General features: G+C 60.9%; 17 protein-coding genes. 7 read left to right on the forward strand and 10 right to left on the reverse strand.

Annotated elements, in window-relative coordinates:
- Positions 1-77: 77 nt before the first annotated feature.
- Together V9L13_RS06040 and V9L13_RS06045 are read right to left on the reverse strand one after the other, a co-directional pair.
- On the reverse strand, positions 78-3,176 hold the full coding sequence (locus V9L13_RS06040) for an efflux RND transporter permease subunit (protein WP_338801853.1): 3,099 nt from the start codon (positions 3,174-3,176) through the stop codon (positions 78-80).
- Between the two features lie 15 nt (positions 3,177-3,191).
- Complete coding sequence (locus V9L13_RS06045) at positions 3,192-4,349, reverse strand: efflux RND transporter periplasmic adaptor subunit (RefSeq protein ID WP_003224660.1); 1,158 nt, start codon at positions 4,347-4,349, stop codon at positions 3,192-3,194.
- Between the two features lie 276 nt (positions 4,350-4,625).
- On the opposite strand from V9L13_RS06045, the gene V9L13_RS06050 reads away from it, so the two are divergent.
- Both V9L13_RS06050 and V9L13_RS06055 read left to right on the forward strand, forming a co-directional pair.
- Positions 4,626-5,327, forward strand: coding sequence for a response regulator transcription factor (locus tag V9L13_RS06050; RefSeq protein ID WP_003224662.1), 702 nt, complete (start codon positions 4,626-4,628; stop codon positions 5,325-5,327).
- 4 nt (positions 5,328-5,331) lie between these two features.
- Entirely contained in the window at positions 5,332-6,633 is a 1,302-nt protein-coding gene (locus tag V9L13_RS06055; protein WP_003224665.1) for an ATP-binding protein, read from the forward strand.
- A gap of 113 nt (positions 6,634-6,746) precedes the next feature.
- Here V9L13_RS06055 and pncA read toward each other — a convergent pair whose 3' ends face one another.
- From pncA to V9L13_RS06075, 4 genes are all read right to left on the reverse strand, one after another.
- A complete protein-coding gene (gene pncA, locus V9L13_RS06060; RefSeq protein WP_103483359.1) occupies positions 6,747-7,373 on the reverse strand; it encodes a bifunctional nicotinamidase/pyrazinamidase in 627 nt (208 codons plus the stop codon).
- A gap of 50 nt (positions 7,374-7,423) precedes the next feature.
- On the reverse strand, positions 7,424-8,182 hold the full coding sequence (locus V9L13_RS06065; protein WP_338801854.1) for a transcriptional regulator: 759 nt from the start codon (positions 8,180-8,182) through the stop codon (positions 7,424-7,426).
- On the reverse strand, positions 8,179-8,637 hold the full coding sequence (locus V9L13_RS06070) for a sigma-70 family RNA polymerase sigma factor (RefSeq protein WP_230679381.1): 459 nt from the start codon (positions 8,635-8,637) through the stop codon (positions 8,179-8,181). The genes V9L13_RS06065 and V9L13_RS06070 overlap by 4 nt, the downstream gene beginning before the upstream one ends.
- Before the next feature lie 90 nt (positions 8,638-8,727).
- Positions 8,728-9,261 (reverse strand): tetratricopeptide repeat protein, encoded by a 534-nt coding sequence (locus V9L13_RS06075; protein WP_103483362.1) that lies wholly within the window; start codon positions 9,259-9,261, stop codon positions 8,728-8,730.
- Between the two features lie 175 nt (positions 9,262-9,436).
- Between V9L13_RS06075 and V9L13_RS06080 the strand changes: the two genes are divergently transcribed.
- The 3 genes from V9L13_RS06080 (at position 9,437) to nudC (ending at position 12,116) form a co-directional block, all read left to right on the forward strand.
- Positions 9,437-10,210: a class I SAM-dependent methyltransferase gene (locus V9L13_RS06080; protein WP_103522376.1), complete on the forward strand. Its 774-nt coding sequence runs from the start codon at positions 9,437-9,439 to the stop codon at positions 10,208-10,210.
- 256 nt (positions 10,211-10,466) lie between these two features.
- The gene (locus tag V9L13_RS06085; protein ID WP_003224676.1) at positions 10,467-11,279 is read left to right on the forward strand and encodes a crotonase/enoyl-CoA hydratase family protein; all 813 of its coding nucleotides are present in this window, start codon (positions 10,467-10,469) and stop codon (positions 11,277-11,279) included.
- 6 nt (positions 11,280-11,285) lie between these two features.
- Entirely contained in the window at positions 11,286-12,116 is an 831-nt protein-coding gene (gene nudC / locus V9L13_RS06090; protein WP_338801855.1) for an NAD(+) diphosphatase, read from the forward strand.
- On the opposite strand, the gene V9L13_RS06095 is transcribed toward nudC, so the two are convergent.
- On the reverse strand, positions 12,084-12,863 hold the full coding sequence (locus V9L13_RS06095) for a TSUP family transporter (protein WP_003224680.1): 780 nt from the start codon (positions 12,861-12,863) through the stop codon (positions 12,084-12,086). The genes nudC and V9L13_RS06095 overlap by 33 nt on opposite strands.
- Before the next feature lie 251 nt (positions 12,864-13,114).
- On the opposite strand from V9L13_RS06095, the gene sfnG reads away from it, so the two are divergent.
- A complete protein-coding gene (sfnG, locus tag V9L13_RS06100; protein ID WP_338801856.1) occupies positions 13,115-14,215 on the forward strand; it encodes a dimethylsulfone monooxygenase SfnG in 1,101 nt (366 codons plus the stop codon).
- Between the two features lie 121 nt (positions 14,216-14,336).
- On the opposite strand, the gene V9L13_RS06105 is transcribed toward sfnG, so the two are convergent.
- The gene (locus V9L13_RS06105; RefSeq protein WP_103483367.1) at positions 14,337-14,816 is read right to left on the reverse strand and encodes a nuclear transport factor 2 family protein; all 480 of its coding nucleotides are present in this window, start codon (positions 14,814-14,816) and stop codon (positions 14,337-14,339) included.
- 56 nt (positions 14,817-14,872) lie between these two features.
- Positions 14,873-15,436, reverse strand: a complete 564-nt coding sequence (locus V9L13_RS06110; RefSeq protein ID WP_096796073.1) for a TetR family transcriptional regulator — start codon at positions 15,434-15,436, stop codon at positions 14,873-14,875.
- Between the two features lie 215 nt (positions 15,437-15,651).
- Between V9L13_RS06110 and pssA the strand changes: the two genes are divergently transcribed.
- Complete coding sequence (gene pssA, locus V9L13_RS06115; RefSeq protein WP_338801857.1) at positions 15,652-16,995, forward strand: CDP-diacylglycerol--serine O-phosphatidyltransferase; 1,344 nt, start codon at positions 15,652-15,654, stop codon at positions 16,993-16,995.
- A gap of 151 nt (positions 16,996-17,146) precedes the next feature.
- On the opposite strand, the gene efeO is transcribed toward pssA, so the two are convergent.
- Complete coding sequence (efeO, locus tag V9L13_RS06120; protein ID WP_338801858.1) at positions 17,147-17,971, reverse strand: iron uptake system protein EfeO; 825 nt, start codon at positions 17,969-17,971, stop codon at positions 17,147-17,149.
- Positions 17,972-17,975 lie beyond the last annotated feature (4 nt).

The following is a 17,975-nucleotide window of genomic DNA, read 5'->3' on the forward strand; positions in this document are numbered from 1 at the left end:
CTCGCGAAGGCGTCGTGTCAGTCACTATTGATCTGACTGACACACCGTTTTCGCGAGCAAGCCCGCTCCCACAGGGTTCAGTGGTGTTTGGTAAAGCGTTGTACGAGCTTCATGACCACCACGAAGAACAACGGCACAAAGATCACCGCCAGCGTCGCGGTGATCATCCCGCCGATCACCCCGGTGCCAATGGCCTGCTGGCTTGCCGAGCTGGCGCCGGTGGCGATGGCCAGCGGCACTACGCCAAGGATGAATGCCAGCGAGGTCATGATGATCGGCCGCAGACGCAGGCGTGCGGCCTGCAACGTCGCATCGATCAGGTCATGGCCTTCGTCATACAGGCTCTTGGCGAACTCGATGATCAGGATCGCGTTCTTCGCCGAAAGACCGATGATGGTAATCAGCCCGACCTTGAAGAACACATCGTTGGGCATTCCGCGCAAGGTCACCGCCAGCACTGCGCCGAGCACGCCCAGCGGCACCACCAGCAGCACCGAGGTCGGAATCGACCAGCTCTCGTAGAGCGCCGCCAGACACAGGAACACGATCAGCAGCGACAGACCGAGCAGGATCGGCGCCTGACTGCCGGACAAACGTTCCTGCAACGACAGCCCTGTCCATTCCTGACCCAGGCCTTTCGGCCCTTGGGCGACCAGCCGTTCGATCTCCGCCATGGCCTCGCCGGTGCTGTGCCCGGGCGATGGCTCGCCGGAAATCGCAATCGCCGGGTAGCCGTTATAGCGGGTCAATTGCGCCGGGCCTTGGGTCCATTTCGCCTGGACGAACGCCGACAGCGGCACCATGTGCCCGGCGTTGTTGCGCACGTGCATTTTCAGCAGATCATCGACCTGACTGCGCTGATCGCCTTCGGCCTGCACCACCACCCGTTGCATCCGACCCTGGTTGGGAAAGTCGTTGACGTACGAAGAGCCGATGGCAGTGGACAGCGCGTTGCCGATGTCGGCGAACGACACGCCCAACGCGTTGGCCTGCTTGCGGTCGACTTCCAGCTGTACTTGGGGTGCTTCGGCCAGCGCGCTTTCGCGCACGTTCATCAGTACCGGGCTTTTCTCCGCTGCGGCAAGCAGCTCGGTGCGTGCTTGCATCAGTGTGGCGTGACCGAGACCGCCGCGATCCTGCAGACGGAATTCGAAGCCGCTCGACGTGCCGAGGCCATCGACCGGTGGCGGCAGCACCGCAAAGGCAACGGCGTCCTTGATCTGGCTCAGGGCGATGTTGGCGCGGTCAGCAATGGAAGTAGCCGAATCGTCGCTGCCGCGTTCAGACCAGTCCTTGAGGGTGGTGAACGCCAACGCCGCGTTCTGCCCGCTGCCGGAGAAACTGAAGCCGAGAATCACCGTGCTGTCGCCCACACCCGGTTCACTGGCGTTGTGCGCCTCGATCTGCTCCACCACCTGCACCGTACGGTTCTTGCTCGCGCCCGGTGGCAATTGAATGTCAGTGATGGTGTAACCCTGATCCTCAACCGGCAGGAACGAGGAGGGCAGGCGCGCAAAGCACACGCCCATGCCGATCAGCAGCACGCCGTAGATCAGTAGATAACGCCCGCTGCGCTTCAGCGCGTAGCCGACCCAGCCTTGATAGCGATCGGTCAGTTGCTCGAAGCGGCGGTTGAACCAGCCGAAGAACCCCGACTTCTCATGATGCTCGCCCTTGGCAATCGGCTTGAGCAGCGTGGCGCACAGTGCCGGGGTCAAGGTCAGGGCCAGGAATGCCGAGAACAGGATCGAGGTTGCCATCGACAGCGAGAACTGCCGGTAAATCACCCCCACCGAACCCTGCATGAATGCCATCGGAATGAACACTGCCACCAGCACCAGAGTGATGCCGATGATGGCGCCGGTGATTTGCTTCATCGCCTTGCGCGTCGCCTCTTTCGGCGACAATCCTTCACTGGCCATGATCCGCTCGACGTTCTCCACCACAACGATCGCGTCGTCTACCAGAATGCCGATCGCCAGCACCATGCCGAACATGGTCAGCACGTTGATCGAGAAACCCAGCGCCAGCATGGTGGCGAAAGTGCCCATCAGGGCCACCGGCACCACCAGCGTCGGGATCAGCGTGTAGCGGATGTTCTGCAGGAACAGAAACATCACCGCAAACACCAGCAGCATCGCTTCGCCGAGGGTGTAGACGACTTTGGTGATCGAGACTTTGACGAACGGCGAGGTGTCATACGGAATCTTGTATTCGACGCCGGCCGGGAAGTAGCGCGACAGCTCGTCCATCTTCGCCCGGATCAATGTCGCGGTAGCGAGGGCATTGGCTCCCGGCGCCAGCTGCACGCCGACAGCGGTGGACGGCTTGCCATTCAGACGCGTGCCGAACTGGTATTCCTGGCTGCCGATCTCGACCCGTGCGACATCCTTGATACGCACGGTGGAGCCGTCCGGATTGGCCTTGAGCACGATGTCGGCGAACTCTTCCGGCGTCGACAACTGACCCTTGACCATGATGGTCGCGGTGATTTCCTGCGAGGATGGGTTGGGCAAGTCGCCAATACTGCCCGCCGACACCTGGGCGTTTTGCGCGACGATGGCGGCGTTGACGTCGGCCGGAGTCAGATTGAAACCGATCAGCTTCTGCGGATTGATCCAGATCCGCATCGCCCGTTCGGCGCCGTACAGCTGCGCTTTGCCGACGCCGTCGATGCGTTTGATCTCGTTCATCACGTTGCGCGCCAGATAATCACTGAGCGCCACGTCGTCGAGCTTGCCGTCACTGGAGGTCAGGGTGATCAGCAACAGGAAGCCTGCGGAAACTTTCTCCACCTGCAAGCCTTGCTGGTTCACCGCTTGCGGCAGGCGCGACTCGACCACTTTGAGGCGGTTTTGCACATCGACCTGGGCCAGTTCCGGGTTGGTGCCCGGCTGGAAGGTGGCCTTGATCGTGGCGCTGCCGAGGCTGCTCTGCGATTCGAAGTACAGCAGGTGATCGGCGCCGTTGAGCTCTTCCTCGATCAGGCTGACTACGCTTTCATCGACGGTCTGTGCCGATGCGCCGGGGTATACGGCGTAGATTTCGATCTGCGGCGGGGCGACGTCGGGGTATTGCGCCACCGGCAATTGCGGAATGGCCAGCGCACCGGCCAACAGGATGAACAGGGCGACGACCCAGGCGAACACCGGGCGATCGATAAAAAACTGCGGCATATGAAAACGTCCTGCTTACTGACCAGAGGTCTGGGCAAGTGGAAGAGGGGTGTCGTCGATCTGCACCTTTTCGCCGGGACGGGCGTGTTGCAGGCCTTCGATGACAATGCGGTCGCCGGGCTTGAGGCCGCCGGTGACGATCCAGCGGTCGTTCTGCACCGCGCCCAGTTGCACCGGCTGCTGGGCGACGCGCATCTGCTCGTCGACGGTCAGCACCTGGGCGATACCCGCGCTGTCACGCTGCACCGCACGCTGCGGCACGGTGATGCCGTTCTGCACGGTCGCTTGTTGCAGGCGAACGCGGATGAAGCTGCCCGGCAGCAGGTCGAGGTCAGGGTTGGGGAATTCGCTGCGCAGAATGATCTGGCCGGTGCCCGGATCGACGCTGATGTCGCTGAACAGCAGTTTGCCCGGTAACGGATAGAGGCTGCCGTCATCCTGAATCAGCGTGGCCTTGACCTGATCCTGACCGACTTCCTGCAACTGCCCGGAACGGAACGCGCGACGCAGTTCATTCAGTTCACGGGTCGACTGGGTAAGGTCGGCGTAGATCGGGTTGAGCTGTTGAATCAGCGCCAGTGGCGTGGTTTCGTTCTGCCCGACCAGCGCGCCTTCGGTGACCAGCGCACGGCCGACGCGTCCGGAAATCGGCGCGGTGACGGTGGCGTAGCCCAGATTCAACTTCGCGCGCTCCACGGCGGCTTTGTTGGCCGCCACGTCGGCGGCAGTTTGCCGGGCATTGGCGCGGGCGTTGTCGTAATCCTGAGCGCTGATGGCCTTGTCGTCGATCAACTGCGCGTAGCGCTGCTCCTGCAACTTCGCCTGGAACGCATTGGCTTCGGCCTTGCGCAGCGCAGCTTCAGCGCTGTCCAGGTCAGCCTTGAACGGTGCCGGGTCGATGCGGAACAGCACGTCGCCCTTTTTCACGTCGCTGCCTTCGCGAAAGGTGCGTTGCAGCACCACACCGGCCACCCGGGCACGCACTTCGGCGATCCGTGGCGCAGCGATGCGCCCGCTCAGTTCGCTGCTGATCGACAGGGGGCGGGCCTCGATGGTCTCGATCCGCACGGTGGCCGGCGGCGCTTCCTCTTCAGCCTTCGAAGACGAATCACAGGCGCCCAGCAACAGCGCAACGGCGATGAGGCCGAGCCCGGCCAGCAGATTTTTCGACATGTACTACCCCCAATATTGAAGCCCGCATCCTAAGGCCAGACGCCGAGGGTAGCGGTGAAGCTTTGTAGGCGCTGTGTGAAATTGTGTAAGGGTTTTACTCAGGGACGGGTGAGGACGTATATCCTTTATGCCTTGAAATTTATTGCGACAGATAAACCGCCATCGCGAGCAGGCTCACTCCTACATTGGAACTGTGCCAGACACGAACCTTGTAGGAGTGAGCCTGCTCGCGATGAGGCCCGAACAGTCGCCACTGCACTTTCCTTGGAACACCCCATGCCCAACATCCTCCTGGTCGAAGACGACACCGCCCTCGCCGAACTGATTTCCAGCTACCTGGAGCGCAACGGTTATTCCGTCAGCGTGATCGGCCGTGGCGACCATGTGCGCGAACGGGCGCGGATCAATCCGCCGGATCTGGTGATCCTCGACCTGATGCTGCCGGGTCTCGACGGCCTGCAAGTCTGCCGCTTGCTGCGCGCCGATTCGGCAACCCTGCCGATTCTGATGCTGACTGCCCGCGACGACAGTCACGATCAGGTGCTGGGCCTGGAAATGGGGGCCGACGACTACGTCACCAAGCCCTGCGAACCACGGGTTCTGCTGGCACGAGTGCGTACTTTGCTGCGGCGCAGCAGCCTTGGTGAACCGATGACGGTCAATGACCGGATCGTCATGGGCAATCTGTGCATCGACCTGTCCGAGCGCACCGTGACCTGGCGCGAGCAGCCGGTCGAGCTGTCCAGCGGCGAATACAATTTGCTGGTGGTGCTGGCCCGGCATGCCGGGGAAGTGCTGAGCCGCGATCAAATCCTGCAACGCCTGCGCGGCATTGAGTTCAACGGCACTGATCGCTCGGTGGACGTGGCGATTTCCAAGTTGCGGCGCAAGTTCGATGATCACGCCGGCGAGGCACGCAAGATCAAAACCGTGTGGGGCAAGGGTTACCTGTTCAGCCGTTCCGAGTGGGAATGCTGAGCTGATGTTCAGAATCCTGTTTCGCCTGTATCTGGTGACGATCGTCTCCTACAGCGCGGCGATCTATCTGGTGCCGGACCTGGTGATCATGGCGTTCCGCGAGCGCTTCATCACCTACAACCTCGACTACTCGCGAGGCCTGCAATCGCTGATCACCCGGCAGTTTCACGCAGTGCCGCAAGACCAGTGGCCAGCGCTGGCGCAGTCGATGGACAAGGACTTCCTGCCGTTGCACATCGCCCTGGCGCGCATCGACGACGCCGATTTCACCGCCCCCGAGCAGGCACGTCTGCGCGCTGGGGAAAACGTGGTGCGCATTGGCGATTGGGGATGGCGCACCTTGGCGGTTACGCCGCTGAACGATGACGTCGCCGTGCAAATGGTGGTGCCGCCGGATCCGCTGGACGTCAACCTGTTGTACTGGAGCATCAACGTGCTGATCGGCGCGAGCATGCTCGCCTGCCTGCTGTTGTGGATTCGCCCGCACTGGCGCGACCTGGAGCGGCTCAAGGGCGCTGCCGAACGCTTCGGCAAGGGCCACTTGAGCGAGCGCACGCAGATCCCGCCCAGCTCCAACATCGGCAGCCTGGCCAACGTGTTCGACACCATGGCCGGCGACATCGAGGATCTGCTCAATCAGCAGCGCGACCTGCTCAATGCGGTCTCCCACGAATTGCGCACACCGCTGACCCGGCTGGATTTCGGTCTGGCCCTGGCGCTGTCCGATGATTTGCCGGCGACCAGTCGCGAGCGCCTGCAAGGGCTGGTCGCGCACATACGCGAACTGGATGAGCTGGTGCTGGAATTGCTGTCTTACAGCCGCCTGCAGAATCCGGCGCAATTACCGGAACAGGTAGAGGTGTCGCTGGATGAGTTCATCGACAGCATTCTGGGCAGCGTCGATGAAGAGCTGGAATCGCCGGACATCGTCATCGACGTATTGCTGCATGGCCAGCTCGAACGTTTTTCGCTGGATCCGCGCCTGACCGCCCGGGCGATCCAGAACCTGCTGCGCAATGCCATGCGCTATTGCGAGAAACGCATTCAGATTGGCGTGCAAGTCAGCCCCGATGGCTGCGGGATCTGGGTCGACGATGACGGCATTGGCATCCCGGATGACGAGCGCGAGCGGATTTTCGAACCGTTCTATCGCCTTGATCGCAGTCGTGATCGGGCCACCGGTGGCTTTGGCCTGGGCCTGGCGATCAGCCGCCGGGCGCTGGAGGCGCAGGGCGGGACGCTGACGGTGGAAAGCTCACCGCTGGGGGGGGCGCGGTTCAGGTTGTGGTTGCCGAACCTGGCTTGACCCTAAACCTGTGGGAGCGGGCTTGCTCGCGAAGGCGGAGCATCAGTCGACATAGATTTATCTGACACACCGCTTTCGCGAGCAAGCCCGCTCCCACAGGGGTTTTAGGTTGGTCAGATGAGTTGGTTCGACTGAATCAACCCAACCCCGGCCGTTTGCATCCGCTCCATCGCCGTCGCCAGTGATCCATCCATGTCAATGGCGCGACAGGCATCCAGCACCACAAACGCATTGAACCCCGCCGCCCGCGCATCCAGCGCCGAGTACATCACGCAGAAATCCAGCGCCAGACCGACCATGTACACCGTGTCGATCCCGCGTTCTTTCAGGTAACCGGCCAGACCGGTGGTGGTGCGCCGGTCCGCCTCGAGAAACGCCGAATAGCTGTCGATGTCCGGGTTGCAGCCCTTGCGGATGATCAGTTGCGCGTGAGGCAGATCCAGCTTTGGGTGAAACTCGGCGCCGGCAGTGCCTTGCACGCAATGATCCGGCCAGAGCGTCTGTTCGCCGTAGGGCAACTGAATCACATCGTAGGGCTTGCGCCCGGGGTGACTCGAGGCAAACGACGCGTGCCCGGTCGGGTGCCAGTCCTGGGCAATGATGACCTGCTTGAACAGACCGCTGAGGCGATTGATCAGCGGTACGATCAGATCGCCTTCAGGGACGGCCAGTTGGCCACCGGGGGTGAAGTCGTTCTGAACGTCGATGACCAGCAGGGCAGTGCGGGGTGAAATCTGCATCGGTGCTTCCTCCTTGGATAATCACGCGCTCAGCATAGTGGTAGCGGCAGTCATGCGCTCAACCGTTCGATCAAATGTCTGGCGAGGTCTTCCAGCGCCGGGGCCGGGTTGTGCCCGATCAACATCCACGCATGCTCACCTTCGGTCCAGTACACCACGTTCATTTCATGGCGCCTTTCGTGCGCCAGTGGCCGACTGCCGCTATTGGTGCGCGTCACGCACAAGGCCAGCGGCCCATGTTTCGCGTCCAGATAGGTCAGTTGTGCGATCGGTACGCCGTCGTACTCGAGCATTTGTGCACGTTTGAGTTCGGCGCCCGGCAACTTCAGCAGCGCCGGTGACAGATTCAGGCCCAGCCGCGTGTCCACCGCGCGTAATTGCGCGCGTTGGCTGGCTTCGTCGCTCGGCAAATGATCGAGGGTTTGCGGCACATACAGCGCCATGTAATCGCCGACCAAGGCGCGCCAGTTATGCGCTTGCTGTGATTGCCAGGCGATGAACAGGCGATCGGCCAATACGCCGCCAGCCAGCAGGCTCGCGGCGGCCGCTCCGATAAACCAGCGCCGACTCAGGCCCGGCCGTTGGGGAGAGGGAATCGCATCGAGGCGCGCCTGCAAACGTTCTAGCGGTGCCTGTTGTGCCAGTTCGTCATAGGCCTCCTTGTACGGCAGGCTGCTGCGTTCGAACCATTGCACGCGCAGGCTGAGCAACGGGTCGTCGGCAATCGCGCTGTCGAGCTGGCTGCGATATGCGGGGTCCAGCTCGTCATCGAGGTAGGCCACCAGTTGTTCGTCGGAGGGCTTGTTCATGGGCGGTCACCTCCGGTGGTTTTCGGCACGGCTTGCAGGGGCGGGTATTCAGCCAGTTTCAGGCGCGCGGTGGCCAGCCGGCTCATCACCGTGCCGATCGGCACTTGCAGGATCTCGGCGACTTCGCGGTAGGACAGGCCTTCGACATAAGCCAGATACACGGTTTCGCGCTGGGTTTCCGGCAAAGCATCGACCCGGCGAATTACTTGCGCCGCCATCACGTGCGTCTGCGCCGCATATTCGCCATCGAAGGCCAGTTGCCCGTCGGCATCGACCTGACCGGCGCCCTGACGCACCCGGCGGGCGCGCACTTCGTTGAGCCAGATCGAATGCAGGATGCTCAGCAGCCAGCGATCCATGCGCGTGCCGGCCACATATTGTCCGGCACGCTCCAGCGCCCGCACGCACGTGGCCTGCACCAGATCCTCGGCCACGTGCCGATTGCGCGACAGCAGCAGACCGTAGCGCCACAGTCGCGCCAGATGCTGTCCGAGTTCCGCTCTGAATGCCTGATCGCTGACGATGATGGCGTTCCTTTATCTATTTCAGGTTTTCGATGAATCGTTGATGGCTTCAGCCAGGTCCTGGTATTCCTCGCAGGAGGTGCCGCAAATCGATTTGATCTGCTGCAACTGTTCCTGCGCCAGATCGACGCGGCCTTTGATCACGTAGGCTTCGCCGAGGTATTCGCGCACTTGCGCGTATTGCGGATCGAGCTTTACCGATTGCAGGTAATAGCCGATGCCCTCGTCGGTACGCCCCAGTTTTCGCGTGGCGTAACCGCGATAGTTGAGGGCCTTGGCGGTGTTCGGTTGTTTCAAGGTGTCGAGCAGGGCCAGGGCTTCTTCGTATCGACCGTCCTTGGCCAATCTGTAGGCATAATCGGTCCGATCGGCATCCGGCACGGCGCTGCTGGTCTGCATCACGCATTTCTGCGATTTGCTGTCCCAGACCTGGCCTTTGGGGCAATTGGGCTTCTGCACGGGAGCGTCTTCATCACCGTTGGCAAACGCCATCGATGCGGACAACGCGGCCACCAGCAGCAACGGGGCGGCGAACATAACGGAACGGATAGTCATGGGCAAGGCTCCACAGAGGGTTATGTATCACTTTGAACACCGCAGGACGGCAATTTATTCATTGCTTTGTCAGGCTCTGTTCAAGGTACGCGCAAATAGCGCGGTTATGCTCAGGAACGCCTGCCGTCCATCCAGCGCTTCGCCATGACCCAGCGCTGACACACGAGGAACTGCCATGAAAGATCAGGTCCATCATTCCGCTGCTGCCGGCTACAGGACTGCTGCCGACACCTACGTCAAAGGTCGCCCCGATTACCCGCCGCAGGTCAGCCAGTGGTTGACCCAGACGTTGGGTCTGGACAGTCACAAGACCGTCATCGATCTGGGTGCCGGTACCGGCAAGTTCACCGGACGGCTGGTGGCGACCGACGCGCAGGTAATCGCCGTGGAACCGGTGGCGCAGATGCTGGAAAAACTCTCCGCCGCCTGGCCGCAGGTGCTGGCGGTGAGCGGCACCGCCACGGATCTGCCATTGCCCGACGCGTCGGTGGATGCGGTGGTCTGCGCGCAGGCGTTTCACTGGTTCGCCACTCCCGAAGCCTTGAACGAAATCGCCCGCGTGCTAAAGCCTGGCGGCAGACTCGGGCTGATCTGGAACCTGCGCGACACGCAGGTGAGCTGGGTGCCGAAACTCGATGCCCTCGTCAACGCGCTGGAGGGTGACACGCCGCGTTACTACACCGGCCAGTGGCGTCAGGCGTTCCCGCATCCAGCGTTCGGCGCGCTGCAGTTGCAGCAGTTTCATCATGGACATACCGGTTCGCCGGAGGATGTGATTTTCAATCGGGTACGCTCCACCAGTTTCATCGCGGCACTGCCGCAGGCGCAACGGGACAAGGTCGATGAGCAGATCCGCGCGTTGATCGCCTCGGAGCCGGCGTTGCGTGGGCGGCATGTGCTGACGGTGCCTTATGAGACGGCGGCTTATGTGGCGGTGAAGGGCGGTTAGATCGGCGGTGACTTCATCGCCAGCAGGCTGGCTCCCACAGGGGCAAGTGGGTGTCATCAATCCATGTAGGAGCTGCCGAAGGCTGCGATCTTTTGATCTTGAAAGTCAAAAGATCGCAGCCGTCGGCAGCTCCTACAGAGATCAAGGCGCAGCAAAAATCTCCTTGTTGGACTCAGTCCCGCATTTGGCCGAACCGCCATCGTGATGCCTTGTTATAGTTCGGGCTTCATTTTTTGCCCGGTAAAGGATCACTGCCATGACTCAATACACCGCCTTCAGCGTCGAACTGGCCGACAACATCGCTCATGTGCAGATCAATCGTCCGGAAAAGATCAACTCGATGAACGCTGCGTTCTGGAGCGAGATCGTCGAGATTTTCCAGTGGATCGATGACACCGACGAAGTGCGGGTGGTGGTACTGAGCGGCAACGGCAAACACTTTTCCTCGGGCATCGACCTGATGATGCTCGCCGGCGTCGCCAATGAACTGGGCAAGGACGTCGGCCGTAACGCACGCTTGCTGCGGCGCAAGATCCTCACCCTGCAAGCCTCGTTCAACGCAGTCGACAACTGCCGCAAACCGGTGCTCGCGGCAATTCAAGGTTATTGCCTCGGTGGCGCCATCGACCTGATCGCTGCCTGCGACATGCGTTACGCCGCCGAAGACGCGCAGTTCTCGATCAAGGAAATCGATATCGGCATGGCTGCCGATGTTGGCACTTTGCAACGGTTGCCACGGATCATCGGGGACGGCATGCTGCGTGAACTGGCTTACACCGGCCGCACCTTCGGCGCTGAAGAAGCGCGCAGCATCGGCCTGGTCAATCGCGTGTATGGCGACAAGGAGCTGCTGCTCGAAGGCGTCATGGACATTGCCCGTGACATCGCCAGCAAATCGCCGATCGCCGTGACCGGGACCAAGGAAATGATCAGCTACATGCGCGACCATCGCATTGACGACGGCCTCGAATACGTTGCCACCTGGAACGCCGCCATGTTGCAATCCACCGACTTGCGCGTGGCCATGGCCGCCCATATGAGTAAACAGAAACCCGAATTTCTGGATTGAGAAACCATGACAGCTCGCTGGACCACTGCAGTACTGGACACCGATCAACCCGGCGGCTGGGCCGTGGCGCGCAGCCCCGAAGGCTTTCTGTTCGATGACAACGGCGCGCTGTTCCCGCGGGAATGGCTCAAGCGCCAGGACTTGTCGATCCTCGCCGAACACGGCATCGGCCATCTCGATGGCGAGCCGGTGTATCTGCTGGAATTGCACCGTTCCAGCGACGTGCCGGGCTGCAACTGGAAAGGCCTGCGGGCGTTCATGCTCGAAGGTGATCACACCGTCTATAAAGTGCTGGGCTATGCCGCGCAGATCGGCACCTGGGCCCGCGAGCATCGGTTTTGCGGCAACTGCGGACAGGCGATGACACAGGTGCCGGGCGAGCGGGCGATGTATTGCCAGCCGTGCGACCTGCGCAGTTATCCGCGCATTTCGCCGAGCATGATCGTGCTGGTGACCCGTGGTGACGAGATCCTGCTGGCGCGCTCACCGCGTTTCGTCACCGGGGTCTACAGCACGCTGGCCGGGTTCGCCGAACCGGGCGAGTCGGCAGAGGACTGCCTGATTCGCGAGGTGCGCGAGGAAGTCAGTATCGAGGTGAAGAACATCCAGTACATGGGCAGCCAGTGCTGGCCGTTCCCGCACTCGATGATGCTCGGCTTCCATGCCGAATATGCCGGTGGCGAAATCATCTGCCAGGAAGACGAGATCGAAGACGCCCAGTGGTTCAACGTGCACGATTTGCCGCCGTTGCCGGCGTCAAAATCGATTGCCCGTTACCTGATCGACGTCTACGTGGCGCGCCGCTTAGGCCACGCTGAACCAGTGTTGCCAAGCTAGGCGCACGGTCAAGCCCAATACCACGGTGATGAACACCGGACGAATGAACTTGGCGCCGCCGCTGATCGCGGTGCGCGCCCCGAAGAATGCGCCGACCATCACCGACAGGCCCATGCTCAGGCCGATGATCCAGTCCACTTGCCCGGAAAACACGAACACCGACAGCGCCGCAATGTTGCTGACGAAGTTCATGCTGCGCGCCACCCCGCTGGCCTTGACCAGATCGATCGGGTAGAGCAGCAGGCTGCTGACCGTCCAGAACGCACCCGTGCCGGGGCCGGCCACGCCGTCGTAGAAACCGAGGCTGAAGCCTTGGGTCGATTGCCATTTCTTCTTGATCGGCGCGTCACTGTCCAGCGGCGCTTTGGGTGTACCGCCGAACAACAAATACAGGCCACAGGCGAAGACGATCACCGGCAGCATTTTGTTCAGCCATTCCGCCGGCAGGTAGTGCGCGACGATGGCCCCGGTGAGCGCACCGACCAGGGTGCCGACGATCGCGTGCATCCACTGCCGAGGGTGGAACAGTTTGCGTCGGTAGAAAGTGAAACTGGCGGTGGCCGAGCCGAAAGTCGAACTCAGTTTGTTGGTGCCCAGCACCAGATGCGGCGGCAGGCCGGCGGTGAGCAGCGCCGGAGTGGTCAACAGACCGCCGCCACCGGCAATGGCGTCGATGAAACCGGCAATGAAAGCGACAAGGGCCAGGATGGCCAGGGTGGTGAGGTCAACGCTGAGTTCGAAAGGCATGGAATCGGCTTATTCGGCAGGGCGCAGAGGGGCTGCGGGGAAGGGCTGACATGTTACCTGTATCCGGCTTTTGCGGCGACCCGTCGGACGCCTTCGCGAGCAAGCTAAGCCACCGACTGTTCAACTGTTGCCCACCCAACACCTCGACAACAAATTACCCTCCAAGAATGCAACTCCATCAGCTTCAAACCCAATAAAACCAGGCCTCTGAGCGATGGCACGCTTGCTGCTCTACCTCACTGACCTTCCCAATGTCCGAGGACACGCCAATGAGCAAGCAAGCCGTTAAATTCGCCTACTGGGTGCCGAACGTCAGTGGCGGTCTGGTGGTCAGCAAGATCGAGCAGCGCACCGACTGGGGCATCGACTACAACCGCAAACTGGCGCAACTCGCCGAGGCGGCCGGATTTGAATATGCCCTGACGCAGATCCGCTTCACCGCCGGGTACGGCGCCGAGTTCCAGCATGAATCAGTGGCGTTCAGTCATGCGCTGCTGGCCGCCACCAGCAAGCTCAAGGTGATCGCGGCGATTCTGCCGGGGCCGTGGCAACCGGCGCTGGCGGCCAAGCAGTTGGCGACCATCGATCAACTCACCAACGGCCGGATCGCGGTGAACATCGTCAGCGGCTGGTTCAAGGGCGAGTTCCAGGCCATCGGCGAACACTGGCTGGAACACGACGAGCGCTATCGGCGCTCGGAGGAATTCATCCGTTCGTTGCGCGGGATCTGGAGTCAGGACGACTTCAGCTTTCGCGGTGACTTCTACCGCTTCGACCATTACACCCTCAAACCGAAACCGCTCGGGCGTCCGGAAATCTTTCAGGGCGGCAGCTCCCGTGCCGCACGAGACATGGCGGCGCGAGTTTCGGATTGGTATTTCACCAACGGCAACAGCGTCGAGGGGATCAAGGCTCAGGTCGATGACATTCGGGCCAAAGCGGCGGCAAACAATCATTCGGTGAAAATCGGCGTCAACGCTTTCGTCATCGCCCGCGACACTGAAGAAGAGGCGCGCGCGGTACTGGCGCAGATCATCGATCAGGCCGATCCGGACGCGGTCAACGCTTTCGGTGACGCCGCGAAACAGGCGGGCAGGGCATCACCGGAGGGTGAGGGCAACTGGGCGAAATCGACGTTCGAGGATCTGGTGCAATACAACGATGGCTTCAAGACCAACCTGATCGGCACGCCACAGCAGATTGCCGATCGGATTGTGGCGTTGAAAGCGGTGGGGGTGGATCTGGTGCTGGCAGGGTTTCTGCACTTTCAGGAGGAGGTGGAGTATTTCGGCAAGCGTGTGCTGCCGCTGGTGCGGGAACTGGAGGCTGAAAAGACTGCCGCAGTAGCCTGAACACTACAAAACCAATGTGGGAGCGGGCTTGCTCGCGAAAGCGGTTTGTCAGTTGCATGAATATTGACTGACACGACGCCTTCGCGAGCAAGCCCGCTCCCACATTTTCGATCTATGTGAACTAGAGGCCTAGATCGGACAGCCCCGGATGATCATCCGGACGCCGACCCAGCGGCCAGTGGAACTTGCGCTCGCTTTCCTTGATCGGCATGTCGTTGATGCAGGCGTAACGCTGGAACATCAGCCCGTGCTCATCGAACTCCCAGTTTTCATTGCCGTAGGAGCGGAACCAATTGCCCGAATCGTCGTGCCATTCATAGGCGTAGCGCACGGCAATGCGGGTGTCGGAGTAGGCCCAGAGTTCCTTGATCAGACGGTAGTCCAGCTCCTTGGCCCATTTACGGGTCAGGAAGGCCTTGGCTTCTTCGCGGTTGTTGGCGAACTCGGCGCGGTTGCGCCATTTTGTGTCGACGGTATAGGCCAGCGACACCTTCTCGGGATCGCGGGAGTTCCAGCCATCTTCGGCCAGACGTACTTTTTCGATAGCCGATTCACGGTTGAACGGCGGTAAAGGCGGACGCACTTGGGCAGCAGTCGACATTTTCAGTCTCCCGATCTAATTAACGATTAAACAACGGTTGAGGCTTATTTAAGGCGTTACAGGTCCAATAACTTACGCGCCATGCATTGCGCATTATCAGCGGCACTGTGATCACCCATCACCAGCGCTACGGTAATGGCGCCGTCAATCAGGATCAGCAATTGTCTGGCCAGACGTTGCGGATCTTCGACGCCATGTTCGGTACACAGCTCGCACAGGTAGTCGAGCAGCTTCTGTTTGTGGTCTTTGGCGACCTGGCGCACCGGGTCTTCGGGATCGCCGGTTTCGCCACTGGTATTGATGAAGGCGCAGCCGCGAAAGCCTTCCGAGGCGAACCAGCTTTTGAGCACGGTAAACAGGTTGAGCAGGCGGTCGGCCGGGGTCTCGGCCTGATCCACGGCGCTGCGGTACCAGTGCATCCAGCGCACATCGCGGCGTTGCAGGGCCGCGACGGTCAACTCCTCCTTGTTGGCGAAGTAGCGGTAGATGCTTTTTCTGGAGACGCCGGCGGTTTTCACCAGAAGATCCATGCCGGTGGCGGCGATGCCACTTTTGTAGATCAACTTTTCGGTGACATCCAGAATGATGTCGCGGGTCGAGGTGTCAGTGATTTCGTTCATGTGGCGAACAGTAGAACGATCGTTCTCCTTGGTCAAGCGGTTATTTTTGTGTCTGCCATACCGCTTTCGCGAGCAAGCCCGCTCCCACATTTGAAATGCGATCCATTGTGGGAGCGAGCCTGCTCGCGAAGGCGTCATTACAGACAGTAACAAGACCCGAACCGGTTGATGGTGTAAGCTCTCGGGTTCTTCGGATTCGACCCATTGCGAGCCCTATGCCGTTGCTTTTCAAACGCTCTTTGCTGCCCAAACTGCGCAGCTTTCCGCTGACTGCCGAGGCCGTGACCATTTTGTCCGGCGCCGCCGAGTTCCGTCGTTGCCTGCTGGAGAAAATCGCCGAGGCGACTCAACGCATCTACATCGTTGCGCTGTATCTGCAGCACGACGAGGCCGGTCAGGAAATTCTCGATGCCTTGCACGCCGCCAAGCTCAAGCGTCCGGAGCTGGAAATCGTCGTGGTCGTCGACTGGCTGCGCGCCCAGCGCGGCTTGATCGGTGCCGGCAAACAGCCGGGCAACTCGGCGTGGTACCAGGAAATGACCCGCACACACCAGAGCGAAGTGCCGGTCCACGGCGTTCCGGTGCAGACCCGCGAGTTGTTTGGCGTGCTGCATCTGAAAGGCTTCGTGATCGACGATTGCGTGGTTTACAGCGGTGCGAGCCTGAACAATGTCTATCTGCACAAGTTCGACAAGTACCGGTTCGACCGCTATCACGTCATCGAAAACCGCGAACTGGCCGACTCGATGCAGCATCTGGTCAAGCACGGTCTGATCGAATCCAAGGCCGTGCATCGCCTCGATCTGCCGAACCTGCCGACCACCCGCAGCCTGCGCAACGACATCGGCGATCTGCGCAGCCGTCTCAAATATGCGGCGTACGACACCAGTGCCGGCAGCACGGCGCATACCGGCCTGTCGGTGAGTCCGCTGCTGGGCGTGGGCAAGAACAACCCGTTGAACCGGGTGATTGTCGAACTGATCGCCAGCGCGCAACAGCAACTGACCATTTGCACCCCGTACTTCAATCTGCCGCTGCCGATCATCCGCGAGGTCAACCGCGCACTGGCCCGTGGGGTGAAGATCGACATCGTGGTTGGCGACAAGACGGCCAACGACTTCTACATTCCGCCCAGCGAGCCGTTCAAGGTGATCGCGGCGCTGCCGTATCTGTACGAAATCAGCCTGCGCCGCTTTGCCAAGCGGCATCAGCGCAACATCGACAGCGGCCAGTTGAACCTGCATCTGTGGCGTGACGGCGACAACAGCTATCACCTCAAGGGCATGTGGGTTGACCAGCGTTATACGCTGCTGACCGGCAACAACCTCAATCCACGAGCGTTCCGCCTGGATTTGGAAAACGCGCTGCTGATCGATGATCCGCAAGGCGAGTGGCTGGCGCCACGGGCGAAGGAGCAGGAAGAGATTTTCCGCAATACCACGCGGATTGCCAGCTTCCAGAGCCTTGAGACACTGCCGGAGTACCCGGCGGGGGTGGCGAAGTTTCTCAAGCGGGTGAGTCGGGTGCGGATTGAGCGGTTGCTCTACCGGATTTTGTAAACCTTCAGATTATTCGGTGCGGCTTCGACCGCTTTCGCGAGCAAGCCCGCTCCCACAGGGGGCTGTGTTGACCACAAACAAGGTGATCGACACAGGCCTAATGTGGGAGCGGGCTTGCTCGCGAAGGGGCCGTATCAGGCGCTACAAAAACTCAGTTCAGACCGAGCTTGCCACGCAACGTGGAAAGATCTTCAGCCAAAGTATTGACCGGGCCAACCAGCGCCTTGCGGTCTGCATCTTTCACTTTGTCATAAGTCTCGAAACCACCGTCCTTGGTCTTGTACTTGGCGAGGATCTTGTCCACGGTGGCGAAGTTCTTGTCGACTTTGGCGACGAACGCCTTGTCCTGCTTCTCGATCTGCGGACGGAACAGGTCGACGATTTTCTTCGCGCCGTCGATGTTGCCCTGGAAGTCATACAGGTCAGTGTGGCTGTAGCGGTCTTCTTCACCGGAGATCTTGGTCGCGGCGACTTCTTCCAACAGCGCGGCCGCACCACCGACGACTTTCTCAGGCGGGAAGGTCAGGCCGGCGACGCGGGTCTGCAGGTCTTTGACGTCGCTGTCGAGCTTGTCCGCCAGGGCGGTCAGGCCTTCGGTGGTCTTCTCCGAGAACAGCGAATACTCGAGGCGATGGAAACCGGTGAAGTCTTCAGCCTTCACGCCTTTTTCGTGGTCGTCGACGCGCGAGTCGATGGACGCATCCAGGTCACTGAACAGCTCGGCAATCGGCTCGATCGACTCGTAATAGACGCGGGTCGGTGCGTAGAGTTTTTGCGCGGTGGCCAGGTCACCTTTCTTCACCGCATCGGTGAACTGTTTGGTGTGGCTGCCCAGTTCATCCAGTTGCTCGGTGACGTAGATCTTGTAGTCCGACACCGGTCCGACCAGATCCAGAGGTGCCGTAGCGGCGAACGCCGACAGCGGGGTGTTGAGCAAACCAAGGGTCAGCAATAACGCGAGTGGCGACTTTTTCATGGAG

The sequence above is a fragment of the Pseudomonas sp. RSB 5.4 genome (genome assembly GCF_037126175.1).
Taxonomy (GTDB): Bacteria; Pseudomonadota; Gammaproteobacteria; order Pseudomonadales; family Pseudomonadaceae; genus Aquipseudomonas; species Aquipseudomonas fluorescens_H.